At 70.3% G+C, this 26,844-nt stretch carries 24 protein-coding genes, 1 pseudogene and 1 riboswitch; of the genes and pseudogenes, 18 read left to right on the top strand and 7 right to left on the bottom strand.

Annotated elements, in window-relative coordinates; genetic code table 11:
* Positions 1 to 375 precede the first annotated feature (375 nt).
* The 15 genes from IPT68_RS21005 (at position 376) to recQ (ending at position 18,722) form a co-directional block, all read left to right on the top strand.
* Positions 376 to 735 carry an NADH-quinone oxidoreductase subunit A gene (locus IPT68_RS21005; protein WP_100569667.1) on the top strand — a complete coding sequence of 120 codons (360 nt, stop codon included), beginning with the start codon at positions 376 to 378 and terminating at the stop codon, positions 733 to 735.
* Positions 736 to 748: 13 nt separating this feature from the next.
* Positions 749 to 1,303: a NuoB/complex I 20 kDa subunit family protein gene (locus IPT68_RS21010; RefSeq protein WP_055635348.1), complete on the top strand. Its 555-nt coding sequence runs from the start codon at positions 749 to 751 to the stop codon at positions 1,301 to 1,303.
* On the top strand, positions 1,300 to 2,091 hold the full coding sequence (locus IPT68_RS21015) for an NADH-quinone oxidoreductase subunit C (protein ID WP_189701358.1): 792 nt from the start codon (positions 1,300 to 1,302) through the stop codon (positions 2,089 to 2,091). Before IPT68_RS21010 ends, IPT68_RS21015 begins: the two co-directional genes overlap by 4 nt.
* Positions 2,088 to 3,410, top strand: a complete 1,323-nt coding sequence (locus tag IPT68_RS21020) for an NADH-quinone oxidoreductase subunit D (protein ID WP_189701359.1) — start codon at positions 2,088 to 2,090, stop codon at positions 3,408 to 3,410. The genes IPT68_RS21015 and IPT68_RS21020 overlap by 4 nt, the downstream gene beginning before the upstream one ends.
* Positions 3,407 to 4,276 carry an NADH-quinone oxidoreductase subunit NuoE gene (gene nuoE, locus IPT68_RS21025; RefSeq protein WP_189701360.1) on the top strand — a complete coding sequence of 290 codons (870 nt, stop codon included), beginning with the start codon at positions 3,407 to 3,409 and terminating at the stop codon, positions 4,274 to 4,276. The genes IPT68_RS21020 and nuoE overlap by 4 nt, the downstream gene beginning before the upstream one ends.
* Positions 4,273 to 5,622: an NADH-quinone oxidoreductase subunit NuoF gene (nuoF, locus tag IPT68_RS21030; RefSeq protein WP_189701361.1), complete on the top strand. Its 1,350-nt coding sequence runs from the start codon at positions 4,273 to 4,275 to the stop codon at positions 5,620 to 5,622. The genes nuoE and nuoF overlap by 4 nt, the downstream gene beginning before the upstream one ends.
* Positions 5,619 to 8,123 carry an NADH-quinone oxidoreductase subunit G gene (locus tag IPT68_RS21035; protein WP_189701362.1) on the top strand — a complete coding sequence of 835 codons (2,505 nt, stop codon included), beginning with the start codon at positions 5,619 to 5,621 and terminating at the stop codon, positions 8,121 to 8,123. Before nuoF ends, IPT68_RS21035 begins: the two co-directional genes overlap by 4 nt.
* Complete coding sequence (nuoH, locus tag IPT68_RS21040) at positions 8,120 to 9,496, top strand: NADH-quinone oxidoreductase subunit NuoH (protein WP_189701363.1); 1,377 nt, start codon at positions 8,120 to 8,122, stop codon at positions 9,494 to 9,496. Before IPT68_RS21035 ends, nuoH begins: the two co-directional genes overlap by 4 nt.
* Complete coding sequence (nuoI, locus tag IPT68_RS21045; RefSeq protein WP_189701364.1) at positions 9,489 to 10,130, top strand: NADH-quinone oxidoreductase subunit NuoI; 642 nt, start codon at positions 9,489 to 9,491, stop codon at positions 10,128 to 10,130. Before nuoH ends, nuoI begins: the two co-directional genes overlap by 8 nt.
* Complete coding sequence (locus IPT68_RS21050) at positions 10,127 to 10,969, top strand: NADH-quinone oxidoreductase subunit J (protein WP_189701365.1); 843 nt, start codon at positions 10,127 to 10,129, stop codon at positions 10,967 to 10,969. The genes nuoI and IPT68_RS21050 overlap by 4 nt, the downstream gene beginning before the upstream one ends.
* Complete coding sequence (nuoK, locus tag IPT68_RS21055; protein ID WP_053760538.1) at positions 10,966 to 11,265, top strand: NADH-quinone oxidoreductase subunit NuoK; 300 nt, start codon at positions 10,966 to 10,968, stop codon at positions 11,263 to 11,265. Before IPT68_RS21050 ends, nuoK begins: the two co-directional genes overlap by 4 nt.
* Before the next feature lie 12 nt (positions 11,266 to 11,277).
* Positions 11,278 to 13,242, top strand: a complete 1,965-nt coding sequence (gene nuoL / locus IPT68_RS21060; protein ID WP_189701366.1) for an NADH-quinone oxidoreductase subunit L — start codon at positions 11,278 to 11,280, stop codon at positions 13,240 to 13,242.
* A 5-nt stretch (positions 13,243 to 13,247) separates the two neighbouring features.
* Positions 13,248 to 14,819, top strand: a complete 1,572-nt coding sequence (locus IPT68_RS21065; protein ID WP_189701367.1) for an NADH-quinone oxidoreductase subunit M — start codon at positions 13,248 to 13,250, stop codon at positions 14,817 to 14,819.
* Positions 14,816 to 16,465, top strand: coding sequence for an NADH-quinone oxidoreductase subunit NuoN (gene nuoN, locus IPT68_RS21070; RefSeq protein WP_194073997.1), 1,650 nt, complete (start codon positions 14,816 to 14,818; stop codon positions 16,463 to 16,465). Before IPT68_RS21065 ends, nuoN begins: the two co-directional genes overlap by 4 nt.
* Before the next feature lie 217 nt (positions 16,466 to 16,682).
* Positions 16,683 to 18,722 (top strand): DNA helicase RecQ, encoded by a 2,040-nt coding sequence (recQ, locus tag IPT68_RS21075; protein WP_189701368.1) that lies wholly within the window; start codon positions 16,683 to 16,685, stop codon positions 18,720 to 18,722.
* A gap of 102 nt (positions 18,723 to 18,824) precedes the next feature.
* Here the strand turns inward: recQ and IPT68_RS21080 are convergent, their stop codons facing one another.
* A complete protein-coding gene (locus tag IPT68_RS21080; RefSeq protein ID WP_189701369.1) occupies positions 18,825 to 19,763 on the bottom strand; it encodes a M56 family metallopeptidase in 939 nt (312 codons plus the stop codon).
* Between the two features lie 248 nt (positions 19,764 to 20,011).
* On the bottom strand, positions 20,012 to 21,223 hold the full coding sequence (fahA, locus tag IPT68_RS21085) for a fumarylacetoacetase (protein ID WP_189701370.1): 1,212 nt from the start codon (positions 21,221 to 21,223) through the stop codon (positions 20,012 to 20,014).
* A gap of 245 nt (positions 21,224 to 21,468) precedes the next feature.
* On the opposite strand from fahA, the gene IPT68_RS21090 reads away from it, so the two are divergent.
* Entirely contained in the window at positions 21,469 to 21,930 is a 462-nt protein-coding gene (locus IPT68_RS21090; RefSeq protein WP_189701371.1) for a carboxymuconolactone decarboxylase family protein, read from the top strand.
* Positions 21,931 to 21,995: 65 nt separating this feature from the next.
* The gene (locus IPT68_RS21095; RefSeq protein ID WP_189701372.1) at positions 21,996 to 22,874 is read left to right on the top strand and encodes an HAD family hydrolase; all 879 of its coding nucleotides are present in this window, start codon (positions 21,996 to 21,998) and stop codon (positions 22,872 to 22,874) included.
* Here IPT68_RS21095 and IPT68_RS21100 read toward each other — a convergent pair.
* The 5 genes and pseudogenes from IPT68_RS21100 to IPT68_RS21120 form a co-directional block, all read right to left on the bottom strand.
* On the bottom strand, positions 22,838 to 23,326 hold the full coding sequence (locus IPT68_RS21100) for a transglycosylase SLT domain-containing protein (RefSeq protein WP_189701373.1): 489 nt from the start codon (positions 23,324 to 23,326) through the stop codon (positions 22,838 to 22,840). The genes IPT68_RS21095 and IPT68_RS21100 overlap by 37 nt on opposite strands.
* Positions 23,327 to 23,331: 5 nt before the next feature.
* Positions 23,332 to 23,501: riboswitch (cyclic di-AMP (ydaO/yuaA leader) on the bottom strand.
* A 360-nt stretch (positions 23,502 to 23,861) separates the two neighbouring features.
* Positions 23,862 to 24,227 (bottom strand): hypothetical protein, encoded by a 366-nt coding sequence (locus IPT68_RS21105; protein ID WP_189701374.1) that lies wholly within the window; start codon positions 24,225 to 24,227, stop codon positions 23,862 to 23,864.
* Positions 24,228 to 24,238: 11 nt separating this feature from the next.
* Entirely contained in the window at positions 24,239 to 24,385 is a 147-nt protein-coding gene (locus IPT68_RS21110; RefSeq protein WP_189701375.1) for a hypothetical protein, read from the bottom strand.
* A 223-nt stretch (positions 24,386 to 24,608) separates the two neighbouring features.
* Positions 24,609 to 25,032: pseudogene (locus tag IPT68_RS35040) on the bottom strand (CocE/NonD family hydrolase); the annotation flags it as partial.
* A gap of 22 nt (positions 25,033 to 25,054) precedes the next feature.
* Positions 25,055 to 25,360 (bottom strand): hypothetical protein, encoded by a 306-nt coding sequence (locus IPT68_RS21120; RefSeq protein ID WP_189701377.1) that lies wholly within the window; start codon positions 25,358 to 25,360, stop codon positions 25,055 to 25,057.
* A gap of 207 nt (positions 25,361 to 25,567) precedes the next feature.
* Here IPT68_RS21120 and IPT68_RS21125 point away from each other — a divergent pair, with 207 nt between their 5' ends.
* Positions 25,568 to 26,578, top strand: coding sequence for a polyprenyl synthetase family protein (locus IPT68_RS21125; RefSeq protein WP_189701378.1), 1,011 nt, complete (start codon positions 25,568 to 25,570; stop codon positions 26,576 to 26,578).
* Positions 26,579 to 26,844: the final 266 nt, after the last annotated feature.

Raw genomic sequence — 26,844 nt, forward strand, 5'->3', positions numbered from 1 at the left:
GCGGAACACCCCACACCAATTTGCATGCGCGGGAAGCCTCTTGATATGGAGACGCACCTCGTCACCCCCCGCGAGCTGCGACGACGATCGAAAATGTCACCTCTGGTGATCACTTGAACGCTTCACGTACGAAGATCGCCGATCATCCGACTTCATGATCCTTCATCAGGTGGTGGAGATCACAAAGCTTGTGTAATACCCCGTGTCGCAGATCACAGAGCGGCAGGCATAAGATGCGAGGCAGTTGGGCTTGTGACCTGCTTCACATGTTCTCGATCTTCGCCGGGACGAGCGGGGTTCGTGGGACCGGTGAGCAGCAAGTGAGCCCAGTGCAACCCGCCAGCAGTCAGTGCCGACTGAGAGGAGCGAGGAGCGGTGAACGCGTATGCGCCCATCCTCGTACTGGGAGCCCTCGGGGCAGGCTTTGCGATCTTCTCCGTGGTCATGGCCACGCTGATCGGTCCGAAGCGGTACAACCGCGCCAAGCTCGAAGCCTATGAGTGCGGTATCGAACCGACCCCCACGCCGGCCGGCGGCGGGCGCTTCCCCATCAAGTACTACCTGACGGCGATGCTCTTCATCGTCTTCGACATCGAGATCGTCTTCCTCTACCCGTGGGCCGTCTCCTTCGACGCCCTGGGTGTGTTCGGGCTCGTGGAGATGCTGCTCTTCGTGCTCACCGTCTTCGTCGCCTACGCGTACGTGTGGCGGCGCGGCGGCCTGGAATGGGACTGAGGGGCCATTAGTCATGGGACTCGAAGAAAAGCTGCCGAGCGGTTTTCTGCTGACCACCGTCGAGCAGGCCGCGGGCTGGGTGCGCAAGGCGTCCGTCTTCCCCGCCACGTTCGGCCTCGCCTGCTGCGCCATCGAGATGATGACCACCGGCGCCGGCCGCTACGACCTGGCGCGGTTCGGCATGGAGGTCTTCCGCGGGTCACCCCGCCAGGCGGACCTGATGATCGTGGCGGGCCGGGTCAGCCAGAAGATGGCGCCGGTGCTGCGGCAGGTCTACGACCAGATGCCGAACCCCAAGTGGGTGATCTCCATGGGGGTGTGCGCCTCCTCCGGCGGCATGTTCAACAACTACGCCATCGTCCAGGGCGTCGACCACATCGTCCCGGTCGACATCTATCTCCCCGGCTGCCCGCCCCGGCCCGAGATGCTGATGGACGCCATCCTCAAGCTCCACCACAAGATCCAGAACTCCAAGCTCGGCGTGAACGCCGAGGAGGCTGCCCGGGAGGCGGAGGAAGCGGCGCTGAAGGCCCTGCCGACGATCGAGATGAAGGGGCTGCTGCGATGAGCGACGCGAACAGCGCGGCCAGCGGTGCCAACGGGGCCAAGGGGCCCAGTGGGGCGAGGGGACCCGAGGGCGTCAACCCGGAGAAGGAGCTGTCCGCCGAGAACCTCCCCGGCCAGCGCGGCCAGGGCGGTGAGGAGATCCGCGTCCAGCGCGGCATGTTCGGCGCCAACAACGGCGGCGACACCTCCGGCTACGGCGGCCTGGTCCGCTCGGTCAGGCTCCCGGGACCGGCCACCCGCCCCTACGGCGGCTGGTTCGACGAGGTCGCCGACGAGTTGGAGGGCGCCCTGGAGGAACAGGGGCTGCTCCCCGAGAACGCCATCGACAAGACGGTCGTCGACCGCGGCGAGCTCACCTTCCACATCGAGCGCGAGCACCTGGTCCGCGTCGCCCGCACCCTGCGCGACGACCCGGCGCTGCGCTTCGAGCTGTGCACCGGCGTCAGCGGCGTCCACTACCCGAGCGACAAGGGCCGCGAGCTGCACGCCGTCTACCACCTGCGCTCGATCACCCACAACCGGCTGATCCGCCTCGAAGTCAGCGCCCCGGACAGCGACCCGCGCATCCCGTCGCTGGTCGCCGTCTATCCGACCAACGACTGGCACGAGCGCGAGACCTACGACTTCTTCGGGATCGTCTTCGACGGTCACCCGGCCCTGACGCGGATCATGATGCCGGACGACTGGCAGGGCCACCCGCAGCGCAAGGACTACCCCCTCGGCGGCATCCCCGTCGAGTACAAGGGCGCCCAGATCCCGGCTCCGGACCAGCGGAGGTCGTACTCATGAGCACGCAGCACGCGACTCCGCGTGAGACCACCGAGGGCACCGTCTACACGGTCACCGGTGGCGACTGGGACGAGGTCGTCCAGTCCGCGGCCCGCGCCGACGACGAGCGCATCGTCGTCAACATGGGCCCACAGCACCCCTCCACCCACGGTGTGCTCCGCCTGATCCTGGAGATCGAGGGCGAGACGGTCACCGAGGCCCGGTGCGGCATCGGCTACCTGCACACCGGCATCGAGAAGAACCTGGAATTCCGCACGTGGACGCAGGGCACCACCTTCGTCACGCGCATGGACTACCTGACGTCCTTCTTCAACGAGACCGGCTACTGCCTCGCGGTGGAGAAGCTCCTCGGCATCGAGGACGAGGTCCCCGACCGGGCCACGATCATCCGGGTGCTCCTCATGGAGCTGAACCGGCTCTCCTCGCACCTGGTGTGCATCGCCACCGGCGGCATGGAGCTGGGCGCCACCACGATCATGATCTACGGATTCCGTGATCGTGAAATGATTCTCGACATCTACGAGCTCATCACGGGCCTGAGGATGAACCACGCGTACATCCGTCCCGGCGGACTCGCGCAGGACCTGCCGCCCGGCGCGGTGGACCGGATCCGCGAGTTCGTGAAGAAGATGAAGAAGAACCTCCCGGAGTACGACAAGCTCGCCACCGGGAACCCCATCTTCAAGGCCCGTATGCAGGACATCGGCTACCTCGACCTTGCCGGCTGCATGGCCCTCGGCGCCACCGGACCGATCCTGCGCTCCGCCGGCCTGCCGCACGACCTGCGCAAGGCCCAGCCGTACTGCGGCTACGAGACGTACGACTTCGACGTTCCGACCGCCGACACCTGCGACGCCTACGGCCGCTTCCTGATCCGCCTGGAGGAGATGCGCCAGTCGCTCAGGATCGTCGAGCAGTGCCTGGACCGGCTCCAGCCGGGCCCGGTCATGGTCGCCGACAAGAAGATCGCCTGGCCCGCCCAGCTCGCCCTGGGCCCGGACGGACTGGGCAACTCGCTGGACCACATCAAGAAGATCATGGGCACCTCCATGGAGGCCCTGATCCACCACTTCAAACTGGTGACCGAGGGCTTCCGCGTGCCGCCGGGACAGGCGTACACGGCGGTCGAGTCGCCCAAGGGCGAGCTCGGCGTGCACGCCGTGTCCGACGGCGGCACCCGTCCCTACCGGGTCCACTTCCGCGACCCGTCCTTCACCAACCTGCAGGCCATGGCGGCGATGTGCGAGGGCGGCCAGGTCGCCGACGTCATCGTCGCCGTCGCGTCCATCGACCCCGTGATGGGAGGCGTCGACCGGTGACCACCTCTTCTTCGGAGCGGGGCGTCAGCCTGGGCATGCCCGAGCTGCCCGCACCCGACTACCCGGACGACGTCCGAGCCCGGCTGGAGCGGGACGCGCGCGAGGTCGTCGCCCGCTACCCGGACTCGCGGTCCGCCCTGCTGCCGCTGCTGCACCTCGTGCAGGCGGAGGAGGGCCATGTCACGCGCACGGGCATGCGGTTCTGCGCGGACATGCTGGACCTGACCACGGCCGAGGTCACCGCGGTCGCCACCTTCTACACCATGTACCGGCGCCGGCCGAGCGGCGACTACCAGGTGGGCGTGTGCACCAACACCCTGTGCGCGGTGATGGGCGGTGACGCGATCTTCGAGGCGCTCCAGGAGCACCTCGGCGTCGGCAACGGCGAGACCACCGACGACGGCAAGGTCACGCTGGAGCACATCGAGTGCAACGCGGCCTGCGACTTCGCGCCGGTCGTGATGGTCAACTGGGAGTTCTTCGACAACCAGACCGTGCAGAGCGCGAAGCGCCTGGTGGACGACCTGCGCGCGGGAGCACGGGTCGAGCCGACCCGCGGGGCGCCGCTGTGCACGTTCAAGGAGACCGCCCGGATCCTGGCGGGCTTCCCCGACGAGCGGGCCGGGGCCGTCGAGGCCACGGGCAGCGCCGGACCGGCGTCCCTGGTGGGTCTCCGGCTGGCCAAGGGGGAGGCCGCGCCCGCGCGCGTGGTCCATCCGCGGGAGGGCGGACCGGACGAGGAGCCGCGGGACCGGGTCCACCAGCCGTCGCCGACGGAGCACCTCAGCTCCCACGACGCGCCGCAGAAGACATCGGCATCCGACCCCGCCCACCCGGCCGGGCCCACCGCCGAGGAGGGGGAGTGATGACGTTGGCAGCCGAGCTCAAGGACATGAGCCCCGAGAAGTTGCTCGCTCCCGTGCTGTCGTCCTTCTGGGACGAGGACGGGTCCTGGACGCTGGACGTCTACCGGCGCCACGAGGGCTACGAGGGGCTCCGCAAGGCGCTCGCCATGTCGCCCGACGACGTGATCGCGTACGTCAAGGACTCCGGTCTGCGCGGCCGGGGCGGCGCCGGGTTCCCGACGGGAATGAAATGGCAGTTCATTCCCCAGGGGGATGGAAAGCCGCACTATCTGGTGGTCAACGCCGACGAATCGGAGCCCGGGACCTGCAAGGACATCCCGCTCCTCTTCGCGAACCCGCACAGCCTGATCGAGGGCATGATCATCGCGTGCTACGCCATCAGGTCGTCGCATGCCTTCATCTATCTGCGGGGCGAGGTCGTCCCCGTGCTGCGGCGGTTGCACTCGGCCGTTGCCGAGGCGTACGCGGCGGGCTACCTCGGCGAGAACATCCTGGGCAGCGGGCTCGACCTCGACATCACGGTGCACGCCGGCGCGGGCGCGTACATCTGCGGTGAGGAGACCGCACTGCTCGACTCGCTCGAAGGCCGCCGGGGTCAACCGCGGCTCCGTCCCCCCTTCCCCGCTGTCGCGGGCCTCTACGCGTGCCCGACTGTGGTGAACAACGTCGAGTCGATCGCCTCGGTTCCCGCCATCCTGAACAACGGCAAGGAATGGTTCAGGTCGATGGGCAGCGAGAAGTCGCCCGGCTTCACGCTCTACTCGCTCAGCGGCCACGTCGCGAGCCCCGGCCAGTACGAGGCCCCGCTCGGCATCACCCTGCGCCAGCTGCTCGACATGAGCGGCGGCATGCGGCCCGGCCACCGGCTGAAGTTCTGGACGCCGGGCGGCTCCTCGACGCCGTTGCTCACCGACGAGCACCTCGACGTCCCTCTTGACTACGAGGGGGTCGGCGCCGCGGGTTCCATGCTCGGCACCAAGGCCCTGCAGTGCTTCGACGAGACGACCTGCGTCGTCCGCGCCGTGACCCGCTGGACCGAGTTCTACGCCCACGAGTCCTGCGGCAAGTGCACGCCCTGCCGTGAAGGAACGTACTGGCTGGTGCAGTTGCTGCGGGACATCGAGGCCGGCAAGGGCGCGATGAGCGATCTGGACAAGCTGGCCGACATCGCCGACAACATCAACGGCAAGTCCTTCTGCGCGCTCGGCGACGGCGCCGCCTCGCCGATCTTCTCCTCGCTGAAGTACTTCCGCGAGGAGTACGAGGAGCACATCACGGGCCGTGGCTGCCCCTTCGACCCGGCCAAGTCGACGGCCTGGGCCGACCGTACGGAGGTGAACGCATGACTGTGACCACGAGCGCTCCCTCCGGTGGGGGAGAGGCGGCGGTTCCGCCGGAGGAGCTCGTCACGCTGACGATCGACGGCATCGAGATCAGCGTGCCCAAGGGCACCCTGGTCATCCGGGCCGCCGAGCAACTCGGCATCGAGATCCCGCGGTTCTGCGACCATCCCCTCCTCGACCCGGTCGGTGCCTGCCGCCAGTGCATCGTCGAGGTCGAGGGTCAGCGCAAGCCGATGGCGTCCTGCACCATCACGTGCACCGACGGGATGGTGGTCAGGACCCACCTGACGTCGCCGGTCGCCGAGAAGGCGCAGCACGGTGTGATGGAGCTGCTGCTCATCAACCACCCGCTGGACTGCCCGGTCTGCGACAAGGGCGGCGAGTGCCCGCTGCAGAACCAGGCGATGTCCCACGGCAACGCCGAGTCCCGGTTCGAGGGCAGGAAGCGCACCTTCGCCAAGCCGGTGCCGATCTCGACGCAGGTGCTGCTGGACCGTGAGCGGTGCGTGCTGTGCGCGCGCTGCACCCGGTTCTCCAACCAGGTCGCGGGCGACCCGATGATCGAGCTGCTGGAGCGGGGCGCGCTGCAGCAGGTGGGCACCGGTGAGGGCGACCCCTTCGAGTCGTACTTCTCCGGGAACACGATCCAGATCTGCCCGGTCGGCGCGCTCACCTCGGCGGCCTACCGCTTCCGCTCCCGCCCGTTCGACCTGGTCTCCTCCCCGTCGGTCTGCGAGCACTGCTCCGGCGGCTGCGCCACGCGCACCGACCACCGGCGCGGCAAGGTCATGCGCCGGCTCGCGGCCAACGACCCCGAGGTCAACGAGGAGTGGATCTGCGACAAGGGGCGCTTCGCGTTCCGGTACGCGCAGCTGAAGGACCGCCTGCAGACGCCGTTGCTGCGCAACGCGGAGGGCGAGCTGGAGCCCGCATCCTGGCCCGAGGCGTTGCAGATCGCCGCGCAGGGGCTGCTCGCCTCGCGCGGACGCACCGGTGTCCTGACCGGCGGCCGGCTCACCATCGAGGACGCCTACGCGTACAGCAAGTTCGCGCGCGTGGCGCTCGACACCAACGACATCGACTTCCGCGCGCGCGTGCACAGCAGCGAGGAGGCCGACTTCCTCGCCGCACGGGTCGCCGGACGCGGACGCGACCTCGACGGAACGGGCGTCACGTACACGGCCGTGGAGAAGGCGCCCGCCGTCCTGCTGGCCGGGTTCGAGTCGGAGGAGGAGGCGCCCGGAGTCTTCCTGCGGCTGCGCAAGGCCTGGCGCAAGCACGGGCAGAAGGTGTTCGCGCTGGCCACGCACAGCACGCGCGGCCTGGAGAAGGCCGGTGGCACGCTGTTGCCCGCCGCTCCCGGCACCGAGACCGAATGGCTGGACGCGCTCGCGAGCGGCGTCGGCCTGGAGGCGGAGGGGGCGCTGGCCGCCGAGGCGCTGCGCGCCGAGGGCGCGGTGATCGTCGTGGGCGAGCGGCTGGCCGGGGTGGCGGGTGGCCTCACCGCCGCCGTGCGGGCCGCGACCGCGACCGGCGCCCGGCTGGTGTGGATCCCGCGCCGGGCCGGGGAGCGTGGCGCGATCGAGGCCGGTGCGCTGCCGACGCTGCTGCCGGGCGGGCGTCCGGCGACCGACCCGCGCGCGCGGGACGAGGTCGCGGCCGCCTGGGGCGTCGCGCAGCTCCCGCTCCGCTACGGCCGGGACACCGGCCGGACCATCGAGGCCGCCGCGACCGGCGAGCTCCAGGCCCTGCTGGTGGCCGGTGTGGAGGTCGCCGACCTGCCCGACCCGGCACGCGCGCGTGAGGCGCTCGGCGAGGTCGGCTTCCTGGTCTCGCTCGAACAGCGGCCCAGCGAGGTCACGGAACTGGCGGACGTGGTCCTGCCGGTCGCCGCGGTCGCCGAGAAGGCGGGCGCCTTCCTCAACTGGGAGGGCCGGGTCCGCTTCTTCGAGGCGGCGCTCAAACCCGACCAGATGACCCGACAACTGGCGCCGGGCGACGCGCGCGTGCTGCAGATGCTGGCCGACGCCATGGACGTCCACCTCGGGCTGCCGGATCTGCGGACCGCGCGCGCGGAGCTGGACCGGCTCGGCACCTGGGACGGGCCGCGGGCCACCGAGCCGCTGGAGAGCGCGGGCGCGCTGCCGCGGCCGGCCGCCGGGGAGGCGGTCCTCGCCGGGCACCGGCTGCTGCTCGACCAGGGCCTGCTCCAGGAGGGCGACGAGGCGCTCGCCGGGACACGGCACGCGGCACGCGCGCGTGTGTCGCCCGCGACGGCCGCCGAGGCGGGGGTCGCGGAGGGCGACGTGCTCGCCGTGACCGGGCCCGCCGGAAGCGTCCGGCTGCCGCTCCAGATCACCGAGATGCCCGACCGCGTGGTCTGGCTGCCGCTGAACTCCGTCGGCGGGGGCGTCGCCTCCGACACCGGGGCGCTGCCCGGCTCCCTCGTCCGCATCGGCCCGGCGACGCTCCCCGCCGAGGCCCCCAAGGAGGTGGAGGCATGAGCCCGTACCTCGCCGTGGAAGACCTCTCCATGTTCGGCCGCGACCCCTGGTGGCTGGTCGCTGTCAAGGCGGTCTTCTGTTTCGCCTTCCTGATGGTGACCGTGCTGTTCTCCATCGTCTGGGAGCGCAAGGTCGTCGCCTGGATGCAGCTGCGCATCGGCCCCAACCGGCACGGCCCCTGGGGCATGCTCCAGTCGCTCGCCGACGGCATCAAGCTGATGCTGAAGGAGGACGTCGTCGTCAAGCGCGCGGACAAGGTCGTCTACGTCCTCGCGCCGATCGTCGCCGCCATCCCGGCCTTCATGGCGATCGCCGTGATCCCGTTCGGGCCGGCCGGCAACGAGATCTCGATCTTCGGGCAGCGCACCACGATGCAGCTGACCGACCTGCCCATCGCCATGCTGTACATCCTGGCGGTCGCCTCGGTCGGCATCTACGGCATCGTGCTGGCGGGCTGGAGCTCCGGATCCACCTATCCGCTGCTCGGCGGGCTGCGGTCCTGCGCCCAGATGATCTCCTACGAGATCGCCATGGGCGCCGCCTTCGCCTCGGTGTTCCTCTACTCGGGCTCCATGTCGACGTCGGCGATCGTCGAGGCGCAGGCGGACCGCTGGTTCGTGCTCCTGCTGCCGGTGTCGTTCCTGATCTACATCGTGACGATGGTCGGCGAGACCAACCGCGCCCCGTTCGACATGCCCGAGTCCGAGGGCGACCTGGTCGGCGGGTTCAACACCGAGTACTCGTCGATCAAGTTCGCGATGTTCATGCTCGCCGAGTACGTCAACATGGTCACCGTCTCGGCCGTGTCCGTGACGCTCTTCCTGGGCGGCTGGCGGGCGCCCTGGCCGATCAGCACCTTCTGGGAGGGCGCCAACCACGGCTGGTGGCCGCTGCTCTGGTTCGTGGTCAAGGTGCAGCTGCTGCTGTTCTTCTTCATCTGGCTGCGCGGCACGCTCCCGCGGGTCCGCTACGACCAGCTGATGAAGCTCGGCTGGAAGGTCCTCATCCCGGTCTCCGTGGTCTGGCTGATGCTCGTCGCCACCGTGCGGACGCTGCGGAACGAGAACTACGCCTTCGCCGACATCGCCCTCTACGTCGGCGGCGGTGTCCTCGCCCTGCTGCTGCTCTCCTTCGTCGTGGACTTCCTCCGCGACCGTGCCAAGGCCGCACCCGAACCGCCCGCCCAGCAGCCCGCCTTCGACCCGATGGCCGGTGGGTTCCCCGTGCCGCCGCTGCCCGGACAGGAACTGCCACCGGTGCCGCGGCGCCGCTCGCGTCGGGAGCGGGAGCTGATTGTCAGTGGTGGGCCCGATACTCAGAGTGACGGATCTCTGGGTGGATCTACGGATGGAAAGGAGGCGTCCGATGGCTGAGGAGCCCAAGGAGACCAAGCCCGGTTTCCAGAACCCCGTGGCCGGCTTCGGCGTGACCTTCAAGGCCATGTTCAAGAAGCGGCTGACCGAGCAGTACCCGGAGCAGCAGAAGACCACTGCCCCCCGGTTCCACGGACGGCACCAGCTCAACCGCCATCCGGACGGCCTGGAGAAGTGCGTCGGCTGTGAGCTGTGCGCCTGGGCCTGCCCCGCGGACGCCATCTACGTGGAGGGCGCGGACAACACCGACGAGGAGCGCTACTCCCCGGGCGAGCGGTACGGGCGGGTGTACCAGATCAACTACGCCCGCTGCATCCTGTGCGGCCTGTGCATCGAGGCGTGCCCCACACGCGCGTTGACCATGACGAACGACTTCGAGCTCGCCGACTCCAGTCGCGCCAACCTCATCTACACCAAGGAGCAGCTGCTGGCCGGTCTCGAGGAGGGCATGGTCGACTCGCCGCACGCCATCTACCCGGGGATGGACGAGCAGGACTACTACCGGGGCCTGGTGACGGAGGCCGCGCCCGGCACCGAGCGACAGGTCGCCCGCTCCAAGGACGAGGTCGTCCAGGAGGCCGACTCCACCTTCGGAGGGACCGAACCGGCGTCGGAGAAGGTGATCGGCCGATGACCGCGCAACTCGCCGCCTACAGCACCTCCACCGGAGAGGCCGTCCAGTTCTGGATCCTCGGCACGGTCGCGATGATCGGCGCCCTGTGCACCGTCTTCATGAAGAAGGCCGTGCACAGCGCGCTCTGCCTGGCCGGCACCATGATCGTCCTGGCGGTGTTCTACCTCGCCAACGGCGCCTACTTCCTGGGCATCGTGCAGATCGTCGTCTACACCGGCGCGATCATGATGCTGTTCCTGTTCGTGGTGATGCTGGTCGGTGTCACGGCGGCGGACTCCCTGAAGGAGACCATCAAGGGCCAGCGGTGGCTGGCCATGCTCTGTGGCCTCGGCTTCGGCGTCCTGCTCGTCGGGGGCATCGGCAACGCCTCCCTGAAGGACTTCAACGGCCTCGGCCAGGCCAACGCGAGCGGCAACGTGGAGGGCCTCGCGGCCCTCATCTTCACCAAGTACGTCTTCGCCTTCGAGCTCACCGGCGCCCTGCTGATCACGGCCGCCGTCGGCGCCATGGTGCTCACCCACCGCGAGCGCACCGAACGCGCCAAGACCCAGCGCGAGCTGTCCGAGCAGCGCGTGCGCGAGGGGAAGTACGTACCGCCGCTGCCGGCGCCCGGCGTGTACGCGCGGCACAACGCCGTGGACATCGCGGGCCTGCTGCCCGACGGCACCCCGTCCGACCTGACGGTCAGCAAGACGCTGCGCGAGCGCGGCCAGATCCGTGACGTGTCCACCGAGGCGCTCAACGACCTGCGGGCCCTCGAACAGCGGGCGCAGGAGCGGCTGGAGCGCGACGAGATCGAGCCGCCGACGTTCAAGCGGACCGAGGAGGCGTCGAAGTGAACCCGGTCAACTACCTCTACCTCGCCGCTCTGCTGTTCACGATCGGCGCCACCGGTGTGCTGATCCGGCGGAACGCGATCGTGCTGTTCATGTGCATCGAGCTGATGCTCAACGCCTGCAACCTCGCGTTCGTCGCCTTCTCCCGGATGCACGGCAACCTCGACGGCCAGATCATCGCGTTCTTCACGATGGTCGTCGCCGCGGCGGAGGTCGTGGTCGGTCTCGCGATCATCGTGTCGCTGTTCCGTTCCCGCCACTCGGCCTCGGTCGACGACGCCAGCCTGATGAAGCTCTAAGGGGTCGCTGAAGTGGAGAACCTGATTGCGCTGCTGATCGCGGCGCCCCTGCTCGGAGCGGCCGTCCTGCTGTGCGGCGGCCGACGGCTCGACGCCGTCGGCCACTGGATCGGCACGGTCCTCGCGTTCGTCTCCTTCGCCCTCGGCGCGGTCCTCTTCGCCGGCCTGCTGGGCAGGGGCGCGGGGGACCGGACGCTGACACAGCACCTGTTCAGCTGGATCCCCGTCGAGGGCTTCCAGGCGGACGTCGCCTTCCAGCTCGACCAGCTGTCGATGACGTTCGTGCTGCTGATCACGGGCGTCGGCTCGCTGATCCACCTGTACTCGGTCGGATACATGGAGCACGACGAGCGGCGCCGCCGCTTCTTCGGCTACCTGAACCTGTTCCTCGCGGCGATGCTGCTGCTCGTCCTCGCCGACAACTACCTGCTGCTGTACGTCGGCTGGGAGGGCGTCGGTCTCGCCTCCTACCTGCTCATCGGCTTCTGGCAGCACAAGCCCAGCGCCGCCACCGCCGCCAAGAAGGCCTTCCTGGTCAACCGCGTCGGCGACATGGGCCTGTCCATCGCGATCATGCTGATGTTCACGACGTTCGGCACCTTCGCCTTCGGGCCGGTGCTCGGCGGGCACGAGGAGCAGGGCCTCGTCGGTGACACCTCCGAGGGGATGCTCACCGCGATCGGTCTGATGCTGCTGCTCGCCGCCTGCGGCAAGTCCGCCCAGGTGCCGCTGCAGTCCTGGCTCGGGGACGCGATGGAGGGCCCGACCCCGGTCTCGGCCCTGATCCACGCCGCGACGATGGTGACGGCGGGCGTGTACCTGATCGTCCGGTCCGGCGCGATCTTCAACGCGGCACCCGACGCACAACTGGTCGTCACGATCGTCGGAGCGGTCACGCTCCTGTTCGGTGCGATCGTCGGTTGCGCCAAGGACGACATCAAGAAGGCGCTGGCCGGCTCGACCATGTCGCAGATCGGCTACATGACCCTGGCCGCCGGCCTCGGTCCCATCGGTTACGCCTTCGCGATCATGCACCTGGTGACGCACGGCTTCTTCAAGGCCGGGCTGTTCCTCGGCGCCGGCTCGGTGATGCACGGCATGAACGACGAGGTCGACATGCGCAAGTACGGCGGCCTGCGCACGTACATGCCCATCACCTTCGTCACCTTCGGCCTCGGCTACCTCGCGATCATCGGCTTCCCCGGCCTGTCCGGCTTCTTCTCCAAGGACAAGATCATCGAGGCGGCGTTCGCCAAGGGCGGCACCGAGGGCTGGATCCTCGGCGGCTGCGCGCTGCTGGGCGCGGCCATCACGGCGTACTACATGACGCGCGTGATGCTGCTGACGTTCTTCGGCGAGGAGCGCTGGCGGCACGCGGCGACCGCGTCCCCGGCCGAGCCGGACGTGGAGCCCGCCGCCGAGACGCGGGGCGAGCACGCGGAACCGCACCCGCACGAGTCGCCCAAGGTCATGACGATCCCGATGATCGTGCTGGCGGTCGGGTCGGTCTTCGCCGGCGCGTTCTTCGGCATCGGGGAGCGCTTCGTGCACTGGCTGGAGCCCGTCACCGGGTTCGAGCACGGGCACCCGCCGGTCGGCGCGCTCACGGTCACGCTGTCCACGGTGGCCGTGATGGTGATCGGTGTCGCGATCGCCTACGCGCAGTACGGCCGCCGCCCGGTCCCGGTCGTCGCCCCGCGCGGGTCGCTGCTCACCCGGGCCGCCCGCCGCGACCTGCTCCAGGACGACTTCAACCACGTCGTCCTGGTCCGCGGCGGCGAGCACCTCACGCGGTCCCTGGTGTACGTCGACCACACCCTGGTCGACGGAGTCGTCAACGGCACGGCGGCCTCGGTCGGCGGCCTGTCCGGACGGATGCGCAGGCTGCAGAGCGGCTTCGCGCGGTCGTACGCGGTCTCGATGTTCGGCGGCGCGGCGGTTCTCGTCGCCGCGACCCTGCTGATGAGGGCGGTCTGATACCGATGTCCTTTCCTCTGCTGACAGCGACGGCGGCGCTCCCGGCGCTCGGGGCGATCGCCACGGCCGCCGTCCCGGCCGCGCGGCGCACCGCCGCCAAATGGCTGGCGCTGCTCGTCTCGCTCGCCACGCTCGTCCTCGCCCTCACGGTCCTGGTCCGCTTCGACCCGGACGGCGCCCGCTACCAGCTCACCGAGTCGCACGCCTGGATCGCCGACTTCGGCGTCCGGTACGAGCTGGGCGTGGACGGCATCGCGGTGGCGCTGATCGCGCTGACCGCCCTGCTGATCCCGTTCATCGTCCTGGCGGGCTGGCACGACGCCGACCCGCTGGAGACCGGCAGCAGGCGGTGGCGGCCCACCCAGGGCTTCTTCGCCCTGATCCTGGCCGTCGAGGCGATGGTGATCCTCTCCTTCGAGGCCACCGACGTCTTCCTCTTCTACATCTTCTTCGAGGCCATGCTCATCCCGATGTACTTCCTCATCGGAGGCTTCGGGGACCGCGCCCACGAGCACGGTGAGAAGGTGGCGTCGACGCAGCGGTCGTACGCGGCCGTGAAGTTCCTGCTCTACAACCTGGTCGGCGGCCTGATCATGCTGGCCGCGGTGATCGGCCTGTACGTGGTGGCGGGGAACTTCTCCCTCACCGAGATCGCCGAGGCCCGGGCCAACGGCTCGCTGGAGATGGCGACCAGCACCGAACGCTGGCTGTTCCTCGGCTTCTTCTTCGCCTTCGCGGTGAAGGCGCCGCTGTGGCCGCTGCACACCTGGCTGCCCAACGCCATGCAGGAGTCCACCGCCCCGGTCGCCGTGCTCATCACGGCGGTCGTGGACAAGGTCGGCACCTTCGCGATGCTCCGCTTCTGCCTCCAGCTGTTCCCGGAGGCGAGCAAGTGGGCGACACCCGTCATCCTCGTGCTCGCCCTGATCAGCATCGTGTACGGCGCCCTGCTCGCCGTCGGCCAGCGCGACATGAAGCGCCTGATCGCGTACGCGTCGATCTCGCACTTCGGCTTCATCATCATGGGCATCTTCGCGATGACCAGCCAGGGCCAGTCCGGCGCGACGCTCTACATGGTCAACCACGGGATCTCGACGGCCGCGCTGATGCTGGTGGCCGGCTTCCTGATCTCGCGGCGCGGCTCGCGGCTCATCGCGGACTACGGCGGTGTCCAGAAGGTCGCTCCGGTGCTCGCCGGCACCTTCCTGATCGGCGGCCTGGCGACCCTGTCGCTGCCCGGACTCGCACCCTTCGTCAGTGAATTCCTGGTCCTGGTCGGCACGTTCGCGCGCTACCCGGTGATCGGCATCATCGCCACCTTCGGCATCGTCCTCGCCGCGCTCTACACCCTCGTCCTCTACCAGCGGACGATGACGGGCCCGGTGAAGCCGGAGGTCTCCGCGATGCCGGATCTGCGGGTGCGTGAACTCGTGGTGGTCGCCCCGCTGGTCGCGTTGCTGATCTTCCTGGGCGTCTACCCGAAGCCCGTCACGGACATCGTCAACCCGGCGGTGAAGCAGACCATGTCCGACGTACAGAAGCAGGACCCCCGGCCCGAGGTGGAGGCGGCCAAGTGAGTGCAACAGCCGTCCACAGCCTGTGGACAACCGCGGCCGAGCCCCTCGGCAAGATCGACGCGCCGAAGATCGAGTACGCCCAGCTCTCGCCCATGCTGATCGTGATCGGCGCGGCGATCATCGGGGTGCTGGTCGAGGCGTTCGTCCCGCGCAAGTCCCGTTACTACGCGCAGATGTTCGTGTCCGCCGTGGGGCTGGCCGCCGGCTTCGCCGCGGTCGTCGCCCTCGCCGCGGACGGGTACGGCACCACGAAGGCCCGGATCGCGGCCATGGGCGCGATCGCGGTCGACGGACCGGCCCTGTTCCTGCAGGGCACCATCCTGCTGGCCGGGCTGGTCGCCCTGTTCACCTTCGCCGAGCGGCGGCTCGACCCGGCCGCGCACGGCAACCGGGTCGACTCCTTCGCCGCGCAGGCGGCGTCGGTACCCGGCAGCGACAGCGAGAAGGCGGCGGTCAAGGCCGGTTTCACCACCACCGAGGTCTTCCCGCTGCTGCTCTTCGCGGTCTCCGGCATGCTGCTCTTCCCCGCGGCCAACGATCTGCTGACGCTCTTCGTGGCCCTGGAGGTCTTCTCGCTGCCGCTGTACCTGATGTGCGCGCTGGCCCGCCGCAAGCGGCTGATGTCGCAGGAGGCCGCGGTCAAGTACTTCCTGCTCGGCGCGTTCGCCTCCGCGTTCACGCTGTTCGGCATCGCGCTGCTGTACGGCTACTCCGGCTCGATGTCGTACGGCACGATCGCGCAGGTCGTCGACGGCACCATCACCGACATCACTCCCGCCCTCGCGAACACGATGGGCAACGACGTGCTGCTGCTGCTCGGCGCCGCGCTGATCGTGATGGGGCTGCTGTTCAAGGTGGGAGCGGTGCCGTTCCACATGTGGACGCCGGACGTGTACCAGGGCGCGCCGACGCCGGTGACCGGCTTCATGGCGGCGGCGACGAAGGTCGCCGCGTTCGGCGCGCTGCTGCGCATCCTGTACGTCGTGCTGCCCGGCCTGCGCTGGGACTGGCGGCCGGTGATGTGGGGCGTCGCGATCGTCACCATGCTGGGCGGCGCGATCGTCGCGATCACCCAGACCGACATCAAGCGACTGCTCGCGTACTCGTCGATCGCGCACGCGGGATTCATCCTCGCGGGTGTCATCGCGACCACGCCGGACGGTGTGTCCTCCGTGCTCTTCTACCTGCTGGCGTACTCGTTCGTGACCATCGGGGCGTTCGCGGTGGTGACGCTGGTGCGGGACGCCGGCGGTGAGGCGACGCACCTGTCCAAGTGGGCCGGGCTCGGACGCAGGTCGCCGCTGGTGGCGGCCGTGTTCGCGGTTTTCCTGCTGGCCTTCGCCGGCATCCCGCTGACCTCGGGTTTCGCCGGCAAGTTCGCCGTGTTCAAGGCGGCGGCGGAGGGCGGCGCGGCGCCGCTCGTGGTGATCGGCGTGATCTCGTCGGCGATCGCCGCGTTCTTCTACATCCGGGTGATCGTGCTGATGTTCTTCAGCGACCCGAAGCCGGAGGGGCCGACGGTGGCGGTGCCGTCGCCGCTGACGGTGACGGCGATCGGGGTGGGCGTGGCAGTCACGCTGGTGCTGGGCGTGGCGCCGCAGTACTTCCTGGAGCTGGCCGGGGACGCGGGGGTGTTCGTGCGCTGACGCGTTCCCGGCGTACGGCACCCGCGTGCGCGGTGGCCCTCCCCGTTGACCGGGGAGGGCCGTTGCGTTGCGGGGGGCGTTCCGTTTCCACGGGCGTTTCGCTGCCCTCATCGAGAACGCAGACGGGAGGGGCCGGCCTGTGGACAACTCCGGGGCTGTCGGTGCGGGCGCCTATCGTGGACGCAGTGGTCGAGACGCGACGTACGGGGGCACGGCGATGGGTGGGACAGGCGGGGTAGGCGGCATGGCGGCAGTGGCTGACAGCGAGGCGTTGGCTGCACTCCACAAGGTGTTCGGGTACGACGCCTTCCGTGGAGAGCAGGAAGCGGTCATCGAGCATGTGGTGGCCGGTGGCGACGCCGTCGTCCTCATGCCGACCGGCGGCGGCAAGTCCCTCTGCTACCAGATCCCGGCCCTCGTCAGACCGGGCACGGGCATCGTCGTCTCGCCGCTCATCGCCCTGATGCAGGACCAGGTGGACGCGCTGCGAGCGCTCGGTGTGCGCGCCGGGTTCGTCAACTCCACGCAGGACTTCGACGAGCGGCGCGTGGTGGAGGCCGAGTTCCTCGCCGGCGAACTGGACCTGCTGTACCTGGCGCCGGAGCGGCTGCGACTCGACGCCACGCTGGACCTGCTGTCGCGCGGGAAGATCTCCGTCTTCGCGATCGACGAGGCGCACTGCGTGTCCCAGTGGGGGCACGACTTCCGGCCCGACTACCTGACGCTGTCGCTGCTCGGCGAGCGCTGGCCCGACGTGCCGCGGATCGCGCTCACGGCGACCGCCACGCGGGCCACGCACCAGGAGCTCACCCAGCGGCTGAACATGCCGACGGCCCGGCACTTCGTGGCGAGCTTCGACCGGCCCAACATCCAGTACCGGATCGTGCCCAAGGCGGACCCCAAGAAGCAGCTGCTGAGCTTCCTGCGCGAGGAGCACGCGGGCGACGCGGGGATCGTCTACTGCCTGTCGCGCAAGTCGGTGGAGTCGACGGCCGAGTTCCTGACCAGGAACGGGATCGAGGCGGTGCCGTACCACGCGGGGCTGGACGCGGGTACGCGCGCGGCACACCAGTCCCGCTTCCTGCGCGAGGACGGGCTGGTCGTCGTGGCGACGATCGCCTTCGGGATGGGCATCGACAAGCCGGACGTGCGGTTCGTGGCCCACCTGGACCTGCCGAAGTCGGTGGAGGGCTACTACCAGGAGACGGGCCGTGCCGGGCGGGACGGGCTGCCGTCCACGGCCTGGATGGCGTACGGCCTCAACGACGTCGTACAGCAGCGCAAGCTGATCCAGTCAGGCGAGGGCGACGAGGCGTTCCGGCGCCGGGCGGCGGCGCATCTGGACGCGATGCTCGCACTGTGCGAGACCGCCCGGTGCCGCCGGGGCCAGCTGCTCGCCTACTTCGGGCAGGACCCGGACCCGGCCGGCTGCGGCAACTGCGACACCTGTCTCACGCCGCCCGAGACCTGGGACGGCACCATCGCGGCGCAGAAGGTGCTGTCGACGGTGGTGCGGCTGCAGCGGGAGCGGGGTCAGAAGTTCGGCGCGGTGCAGATCGTCGACATCCTGCTGGGCAAGCGCACCGGCAAGGTGATCCAGTTCGACCACGACCAGCTCTCCGTGTTCGGCATCGGCCAGGAGCTCACCGAGGGCGAATGGCGGGGTGTCGTCCGGCAGCTGCTGGCGCAGGGTCTGCTCGCGGTCGAGGGGGAGTACGGGACGCTGGTGCTGACCGAGGCCAGCGGTGCGGTGCTGCGGCGGGAGCGGGAGGTGCCGCTGCGCAAGGAGCCGAAGAAGCCGGTGAGCGCGGGGGCCGGGTCCTCGTCGTCCGGGCGGGGCGAGCGCAAGGCCAAGGCCGCCGCGACCGAGCTGCCCGAGGAACTGCTGCCCGCATTCGAGGCGCTGCGCGCCTGGCGCGCCGAACAGGCCCGCGAACAGGGCGTCCCGGCCTACGTCATCTTCCACGACGCCACGCTGCGGGAGATCGCCACGGTGTGGCCCACCACGGTGGCTCAGCTCGGCGGCATCGGCGGAGTCGGCGAGAAGAAACTGGCGACGTACGGGGAGGGCGTGCTGGCGGTGCTGGCCTCCGTGGGCGGTGCGCCCGGCACGGCTGCGGCGGCCGACGCGGCACCGGCAGCGGCGGACGCGACCCCGGCCGCCGCGGCCGACGCGACCGACGCGGACCCGGAGGCGCACGACGACTGGCCCGAGACGGACGCGGAGCCGGAGCCTGACGACTGGATGCAGCAGTAGCGGCAGTGGCGGCAGTGGCGGCAGTGGCGGCAGCGGTGCCGGGCTGGGCACCGTGCTGTCGCGCGCGCATCCGCCGACCGGGGCTCCCGCCCCCGCTCGCCGCTACGACAGCGCCGTCAGGCCGGGCGCGAAGGTGATCAGCAGCGGGAGCAAGGGCACCAGAGCCGCCGCAGTCGTCGTCAGGGCCCGGTGTCTGCGGTCCAGCCGAGCGGGGGGCTCCAGGAGACGGTCCACGCGTTCGCCCAGGAGGCGGTGGCTGGAGGCGCAGGAGAGGACGCCCCGGTGCTGGTTGAGTTCGATCAGCGCCAGTGCCGTGGTCAGGTGGCCGCAGCGGCGGGACGCCGTGTCGTCGGCGGCGAGTTCGACCAGGCGGTGGGTCTGGTCGCAGAAGTGCGTGAAGAGGGGCACGCGGGGGAAGCCGGTGGCCAGCGCGGTGGACAGGTGCAGCAGCCAGTCGTGGCGGGCGCGGGCGTGGCCGCGCTCGTGGGTGAGGACGGCGTCGAGCTGGTGGTCGGTGAGACGGTGCAGTGCGCCGGTGGTGACGATCAGCTGGGGCGGGCTGCCCGGCATCCACCAGGCGTCGGGGTACTCGTCCTCCAGGACGAGCAGCGGACCGCGCCCGGCTCCGAGGCCCGCGGGCAGGTCGGGGGCGCGTTCGCGCAGGTGCGCGCGGGCCCGGGCGCGGCGGCGCCGGGCCTCGAACAGCTCGCGTACGAGCATCGCGGTGGTCCACGCGGCGCCGCAGGCCAGCAGCAGCGTCAGCGCGGTGGCCCACAGCGGCGCCACCGACAGGTCGTAGGCGGCGGCGACGCGAGGCGGGGCCGGTGCGAAGACCTGGTCGCGCACGGTCTGGAAGACGGCCGCAGCGCCCAGGACCAGCGCGGTCAGGCAGCACAGCAGGACGGTGGCGACCAGGCACTGCCACACCCACAGCCCGACGACGGGCTCCCGTTCGGGCCAGGCGGCCCTGACCAGCGTGCGGGGGGCCGGTACGGCGGCCGTCAGGGCGACGACGCTCAGCAGGAGCAGGCAGACGGTCATGCCACGGGCTCCGGATCCTGGTCGGGAGTGGGGCGGCTTCTGGTCGTGCGGTGCGGGCGGCGCTCACGGCCGTACGCGTCGCACGCCCGCGCCACACGCCGTACGTGAACACATCCCAACGCCGCGCCACACGCCGTACATGCACGCATCGCGCGCCCGCGCCACGCGTGGCGCGCGCCGCCCGCCCGTCAGTATGACGGTGACGGGCGGCCGGAGTCAGTGCCGAGGCCGAGGTCGGCTCGGAAACCTCACCGGGAGACGACCCGTCCGGTCACCTCGCCGAGCCCCACGCGCACCCCGCCCGCCCCCGGAGCCCAGGCCGTCATCGTCACGACGTCGCCGTCCTCCAGGAATGTCCGCTTCCCGTCGGGCAGTTCGAGAGCGTCGCGGCCGTTCCAGGTCAGCTCCAGAAGAGAGCCGCGCTCGCGCTCGGTCGGTCCGCTGACCGTGCCCGAGCCGTACAGATCGCCGGTGCGCAGGGATGCCCCGTTGACGGTCATGTGGGCGAGTTGCTGCGCCGCGGTCCAGTACATGGTGGAGAAGGGAGGCTCCGCGACGACGTGACCGTTGAGGGCGACGGAGATGCGGAGGTCGTAGCCGCCGGGTTCCTCCTCGGCGTCGTCCAGGTACGGCAGCAGGGGGTGCGTCCGCCCGGGCGGGGCCACCCGCGCCTCGTCCAGCGCGTCCAGCGGCGTGATCCACGCCGACACCGAGGTGGCGAAGGACTTGCCGAGGAACGGGCCGAGAGGAACGTACTCCCAGGCCTGGATGTCGCGTGCGGACCAGTCGTTCAGGAGGCACAGGCCGAAGACGTGGTCGCGGAAGCCGGACAGCGGCACCGGCGTGCCCATCGCCGACGGGACGCCCACCACGAAGCCGACCTCGGCCTCGATGTCCAGGCGGGCGGACGGGCCGAAGGCCGGAGCGGCGTCGGCCGGGGCCTTGCGCTGGCCGGAGGGCCGGACGACGTCCGTGCCGGAGACGACGACGGTGCCGGAGCGGCCGTGGTATCCGATCGGCAGATGCTTCCAGTTGGGCGTGAGGGAGTCGGCGGCCTCCGGGCGGAACATCCGGCCGACGTTGCGGGCGTGGTTCTCGGACGCGTAGAAGTCGACGTAGTCCGCGACCTCGAAGGGCAGGTGCAGGGTCACCGAGGACAGGGGGTACATCAGGGGCGCGAGGGTCTCGCGGTGGGAGGGCACGCTGACCCAGGCGGTCAGCGCCCGCCGGACGTCCGACCAGGCGGTGCGGCCCGCGGCGAGCAACGGGTTCAGGGTCGGGCGGGCCAGCAGTTCGGCGTACGGGGAGCCAAGGGCCAGGGCCGCCGCGCCGGCGTCGAGGACGTGGTCGCCGAGGCGCACACCCACCGTCCGTTCGGCGGAGCCGACGGGTGAGAACACGCCGTACGGAAGGTTGTGCGGACCGAAGGGGTCGCCCTCGGGGACATCGAAGGGGGGCATGAGGTACTGCCTCACTTTCGTACGTGCGGTCCGTGCGGTCGCGGATCACGTTACGGCCCTGGTCCCCGTCTTGGGCAGTGCATAAAACGCGAAGAAGATCCGGTTTGTCCGAGAAGGGGATGCTCGTGCCCCGACCTGCGTGCGCCGGAAGCCCGTCCCGCCGCTCCGTCACAACGACCGCCCCCCATCCGTCAGTGCGGTGAAAGCAAGGATCGCACTGGCCACTGACAACAGGAGGCGGCACCATGCGGGCACGGATGAAGAACCCGGCGTACGTCCTGCCGGACGGGCTGAAGGGCATCGGCACCCTCGTCCAGGCCATCGGCGAGGGCGGGCTGGACCAGGAGATCGCGGAGTTCGTGGCGCTGCGGGTCAGTCAGATCAACGGATGCTGCGCGTGCGTCTACGGACATGTGCACAATCTGCGCAAGGCGGGCGTGAGCGAGGAGCGCATCGCCTCGGTCGTCGCCTGGCGGCACGCTCCCTACTACAACGACGCCGAACGCGCCGCCCTCACGCTCGCGGAGACGGTGACACGGCTGGCCGACCGGTCCGAGGAGCCGGTTCCGGACGCGTTGTGGGACGAGGTCGCCGACCACTTCGACGAGAAGCAGCTGTCGGCCCTGATCCTCACCATCTCGCTGACGAACATGTTCAACCGCGTCAACGCGACGATCAAGGAGCCGGCGGGCACCACGTGGGGGTGAAAAGCAGACAGATGAAAGGCAGTTGGGGATGAACGGTGCGGGTGTGGTGTCCGTATTCTCTGATCATGGCCGCACCCACCGCATATGCCGCGCGCACCGAGTACGCGCGCACCGACTACGCCCTCATCGCCACTGACCTGGACGGAACGCTGCTGCGCGGCGACGACACGGTCTCCGACCGCTCGCTCGCCGCGCTCGCGCGGGTCTCGGCGGCCGGGGCCCGGCATCTGGTGGTGACCGGCCGGCCGGCACCGAGGGTGCGACCGCTGCTGGACGCCCTGGGCGGCGGGGGGCTCGCGGTGTGCGGGCAGGGCGCGCAGTTGTACGACGCCGGCGCGGACCGTCTGCTGTGGTCCGTCAGGCTGGACCGGGAACTGGCCGAGACCGCCCTCGGCAAGATCGAGGCCGAGATCGGCCAGGTGTACGCGGCCGTCGACCAGGACGGCGTCGACGGGCTCACGCTCATCGAACCGGGGTATCTGATGCCGCACCCGACGCTGCCCGCGGTGCGGGTCGGCCACCGCGACGACCTGTGGTGCGCGCCGATCAGCAAGGTACTGCTGCGGCATCCGACCCTGTCCGACGACGAGTTGGCGGCGGTGGCCCGCACGGTGGTCGGCTCGCTGGCGACCGTCACCATGTCGGGGCCGGGGACGGTCGAGCTTCAGCCGTGCGGCATCACCAAGGCGACCGGGCTGGCGCTGGCGGCCCGGCATCTGGGCCTGAGCCCGGAACAGACCATCGCCTTCGGGGACATGCCCAACGACATCCCCATGTTCGACTGGGCGGCACACGGCGTCGCCATGGCCAACGCCCACCCCGAACTGAAGGCGGTGGCCGACGAGGTCACCCTGTCGAACGAGGACGACGGCGTAGCCGTCGTCCTCGAGCGGCTTCTCGCCAGGGCTCAGTACGCGCCGAAGACGTTGTCGATGGAGCCGTAGCGGTCGGCCGCGTAGTTGCAGGCGGCGGTGATGTTGGCGACCGGGTCGTACGGGTCGAACGCCGTGCCGGGCACGTGGTAGGCCGCGAAGGTCGGGTCGATGACCTGGAGCAGACCCTTCGACGGGGTGCCCTTGGCGGCGTTGGAGTCCCAGTTGTTGATGGCGTAGGGGTTGCCGGACGACTCGCGCATGATGTTGCGGTAGATGCCGTCGTACGACCCGGGGATCCCGTGCTGCGCCATGATGTCGAGCGACTGTCGGATCCAGCCGTCGAGGTTGTTCGCGTACGTCGTGACGGTGGTCGCGGCGGGGGCGGCCGTGGGCGTGGCGGCGGAGGCGCTGGTGGCCCCGATCAGCGGGAGGGCGAGCACGGCGGCGCCGGTACCGACGACGGCGAGCTTGCGGGCGATGCGGGCAGAGCGGGTGCTGCTGGGCTGACCGTTTGCAGGCATGGGGGTTGTCCTCTCCGTCGCCTGCGAGGTGAGCTGTCGGGTTCGGGCGGGGAGGTGCCCGGCCGCGCCCTTGCGAGTGCGACTTCACCCCAAGCCGTTCCGGTGTCTGGAATAAGACGGCCGGTTCGGCGGCTTACCTGGTTCCCCCGCTCCTGCCGTGCGGTGAGTAGTCCGTCATGGGTGGCGCGGGCGGCGGCAGGATTCGGCGTTCCGCCCGACTGGCCGGGAACGTATGCGAGAGCACATGTCCGAAACAAGTGGTGGACATGCATATTGCGCGATTTGATCTTCGAATCGCGCTTTTGGCATGCTTGATCCTTTGCGGCAGCACAGGCTCAACTCGGTGATGCGCCAAGGCGGATCACGGGATGCCTGTGAGGAACTTGCAAAGGCGTGTGCGTGAGCCAACTCACTCGCCTGCAGAAGAATGGCAAATCGGGCAATCGGCCCAAGTGCTGCTCAAGCGGCGGCTCGTGGGGTGCGCTTGTTCCGGGTGTGATGGAAGGCGGCTTTGCTTCCAGGGGTGCAAATCGCCCTAAAAAAGGGCAGAAAGCCCCCCGTGGTACTGGGTCCCCGACCGCGTCCGGACCGGCGGGTCCCAGCCCGACTCCAGGCGGTACGGCCGGATCGAGCGGTCCGAGCGGGTGCGGGCGCACGGCGGATCGTCCTCGCGGACGGTGTACGTGTCGACCGCGTCCTCCGAGCCCTCCGGGCCGTCGGGGGCCATCCGCGTGCCGCCGTGGCGCGGCTCGTCGAGGGCGGCCGGGTGGGCCACGCCGGGCGGCTCGGACTGCTCCGGTTCGTCGAAGCGGACGGTCGGCACGGATGCACGCGCGCGTTCCTCGGTGGCCCGGTCTCCACGGCACGCCCCGGCCGCGTCCTCGCGCGCGGAGAGGTTCATCACACCCCGTGTCACCAGGGTCGGGGTTCGTCCGGCGCCGGATCGCACCGGCTCTCGATCACCTGCCCGCGCGGCACCTGTGACGTCAGCCGCAGCCGCGCCGGCCCGGCGGGTGTGGCGTTCATGACGTGGGAGCGCAGCAGTGGCTCGGAGAGCACCCTGTCTCCTCGTGCTTCAGCCAGTGATTCCGCCGGCGCAGGACTCCGGAAGGGAAGCCGATCACCGGGCCGGGCGGGCCCGCGCGGTCCGGGTGCCGGCGTGGTCAGGGGCCGGTCAGCCGCGAACACGGTCGGACGGAGGTGCTCGCCGAGGCGGAGCAGGGTGTCGGGGTGCGGGGCGTGCCGGCCGGCCACGGCGAGCACGGCGGTTCGGATGCCGCTCGCCGTAGTCCTCGCGGACGCTGCCGTGGCGCCAGCGGTCCTCACGTTCGGGCCAGTGTGGTCGCCGCTCGGGCGTGCACTCGACGGCGAGGACGGAACCTCCCCTGTAGTGAGCGTCGTTGTCCTAGCGGTCCTCCGAGGAGCGGACCGTGGCGATCGTCTTGAATGGCTCGGCGGCTCGGGCGGCTCGGGCGCGAGGGCCGCGACACGGAGGCGCAGCCGTGGCCGGCGTACTAGAAGGTGGCGCTGGTGGTCGCGGGTGCGGTCCAGTCGGTCGGGCGGGACAGGTGGTACGCCAGGAGTACCGGTACGGGGTCGTCCGTGATCGGGCGCCCTGCGCGCGCGTACAACCGTCTTCCGTCGGGCAGCGGGATACGGAGGTCCTCGTGAGTCGTCTCGTAGGGGAAGGGCGTACGGATGTGCATGAGCATGAACCCAGGGACGGCTTCAGGGGACCGGGTGCACGGTGGGGCGCGGCCGGGGTGCGACGGCACGGTTCCCGGCCGTCCGGCCGGCCGACGCGAGCGGCGTTGCGAAGGCGGCGGTGGTCGCCGACGCGAAAGTGGTCCACTGGGCGGCCCGGGGCATCCCCTCCGGCGGAACCGCGAACATCGCGGCGTGCCCGCGTCCGGCCGGGTGACGGCGGCGGGTGGGCAGGCCCCTGGGGCGGCCGGGAAGGTCGCGGCCGGGGAGGGGCGGGCGTCGGCGGGTGGCGAGGCTCTCCGGGCCGGTGGCGACGGCGGTCCGGGGCAAGAGGCAATTCTTCCGGCTAAGGCGAGGAATACCTGCTCATATCAACTGATCAAAAACATACCCGGTCTGATCCGATACCGCCCGAGGTGTAACGGTGGGCGGCCTCGGTGATCGAAACGTGACCGGATACGCTGACTTGAGTGAAGGCAGCGACCTATCGACATTCCGCGTAATCGCCAGTAGACACCAGCAGACAGGAGACCCCTCGTGACCGTCGTCGGGCCGTTCGGGCTGAGCGTGCGGGACCAGGCTCTGGAAGCCGATGTCCAGGCCGGATTGGCGGCTGTCGAGGAAGGGTTGCTCGAAGCCACCAAGAGCGAGGTCCCGTTCATCACGGAGGCCGCGCAGCATCTGGTGCGGGCCGGCGGGAAGCGGTTCCGGCCGCTGCTCGTGATGCTGACCGCCCGGTTCGGTGACCCCTACGCGCCCGGAGTCGTGCCCTCCGCCGTGGTCGTGGAGCTGACCCACCTCGCGACGCTGTACCACGACGACGTCATGGACGAGGCCGCGGTACGGCGCGGGGTGCCGAGCGCCAACGTCCGCTGGGGCAACTCCGTGGCCGTCCTCACGGGCGACTTCCTGTTCGCCCGCGCCTCGCACATCCTGGCCGACCTCGGGCCCGAGGCGGTGCGCGTGCAGGCCGAGGCGTTCGAACGGCTGGTCACCGGCCAGATCCTGGAGACCGCGGGGCCCTCGGACGGGCGGGACCCGGTCGAGCACTACCTCGACGTGCTGGCCGGCAAGACGGGATCGCTGGTGGCGGTGTCGTGCCGGTTCGGCGCGATGATGTCCGGCGCGGACGAGTCGGTGGTGGACGTGCTCACCCAGTACGGGGAGCGACTGGGCGTCGCCTTCCAGCTCGCGGACGACGTGCTGGACATCGCCTCCGACTCCCACGAGTCCGGCAAGACGCCGGGGACGGACCTGCGCGAGGGCATCCCGACCATGCCCGTGCTGCGGCTGCGGGAGCGGGCCGCCCGGCTGGGGCTGGCCGAGGACGTCGCGCTGTGCGAGCTGCTCGCCTCCGATCTGACCGACGACGCGCGGCACGCGGAGGCCCTGGCCGCCCTGCGGGTGCACCCGGCGCTGGAGCAGGCGCGGCGGGACACCGTGCGGTTCGCCGAGGAGGCGCGAGCGGCGCTCGCGCCGCTGCCCGAGTGCGACGCGAAGGCGGCGCTGACCGAGCTGTGCGACGCCGTGGTGCACCGGGCCGGCTGATCCCGCACGGCAGGCTCCGGCTCGGCCGGTTCCTGTCCCGCTCCCACCCCCGTCGCGTGGACGCCTGCGACGCCCCCGTCCCCTACGGGTCGGGGGACCTGCGGTCCTGCCGTGTCATACCGCAGCAGTACGCGCGGTTGGCTCCCGGGTCTGACGCTTCTCGCCCTCCGATTTGGTCAGATGGAGACCACGGAACACACCACATCTCGCCGATCCGGGTGAGAATGGCGGCTCAGGGTGGGACCCATGCGGGGACGTGACGAGGC

This window comes from Streptomyces chromofuscus (genome assembly GCF_015160875.1).
GTDB lineage: Bacteria > Actinomycetota > Actinomycetes > Streptomycetales > Streptomycetaceae > Streptomyces > Streptomyces chromofuscus.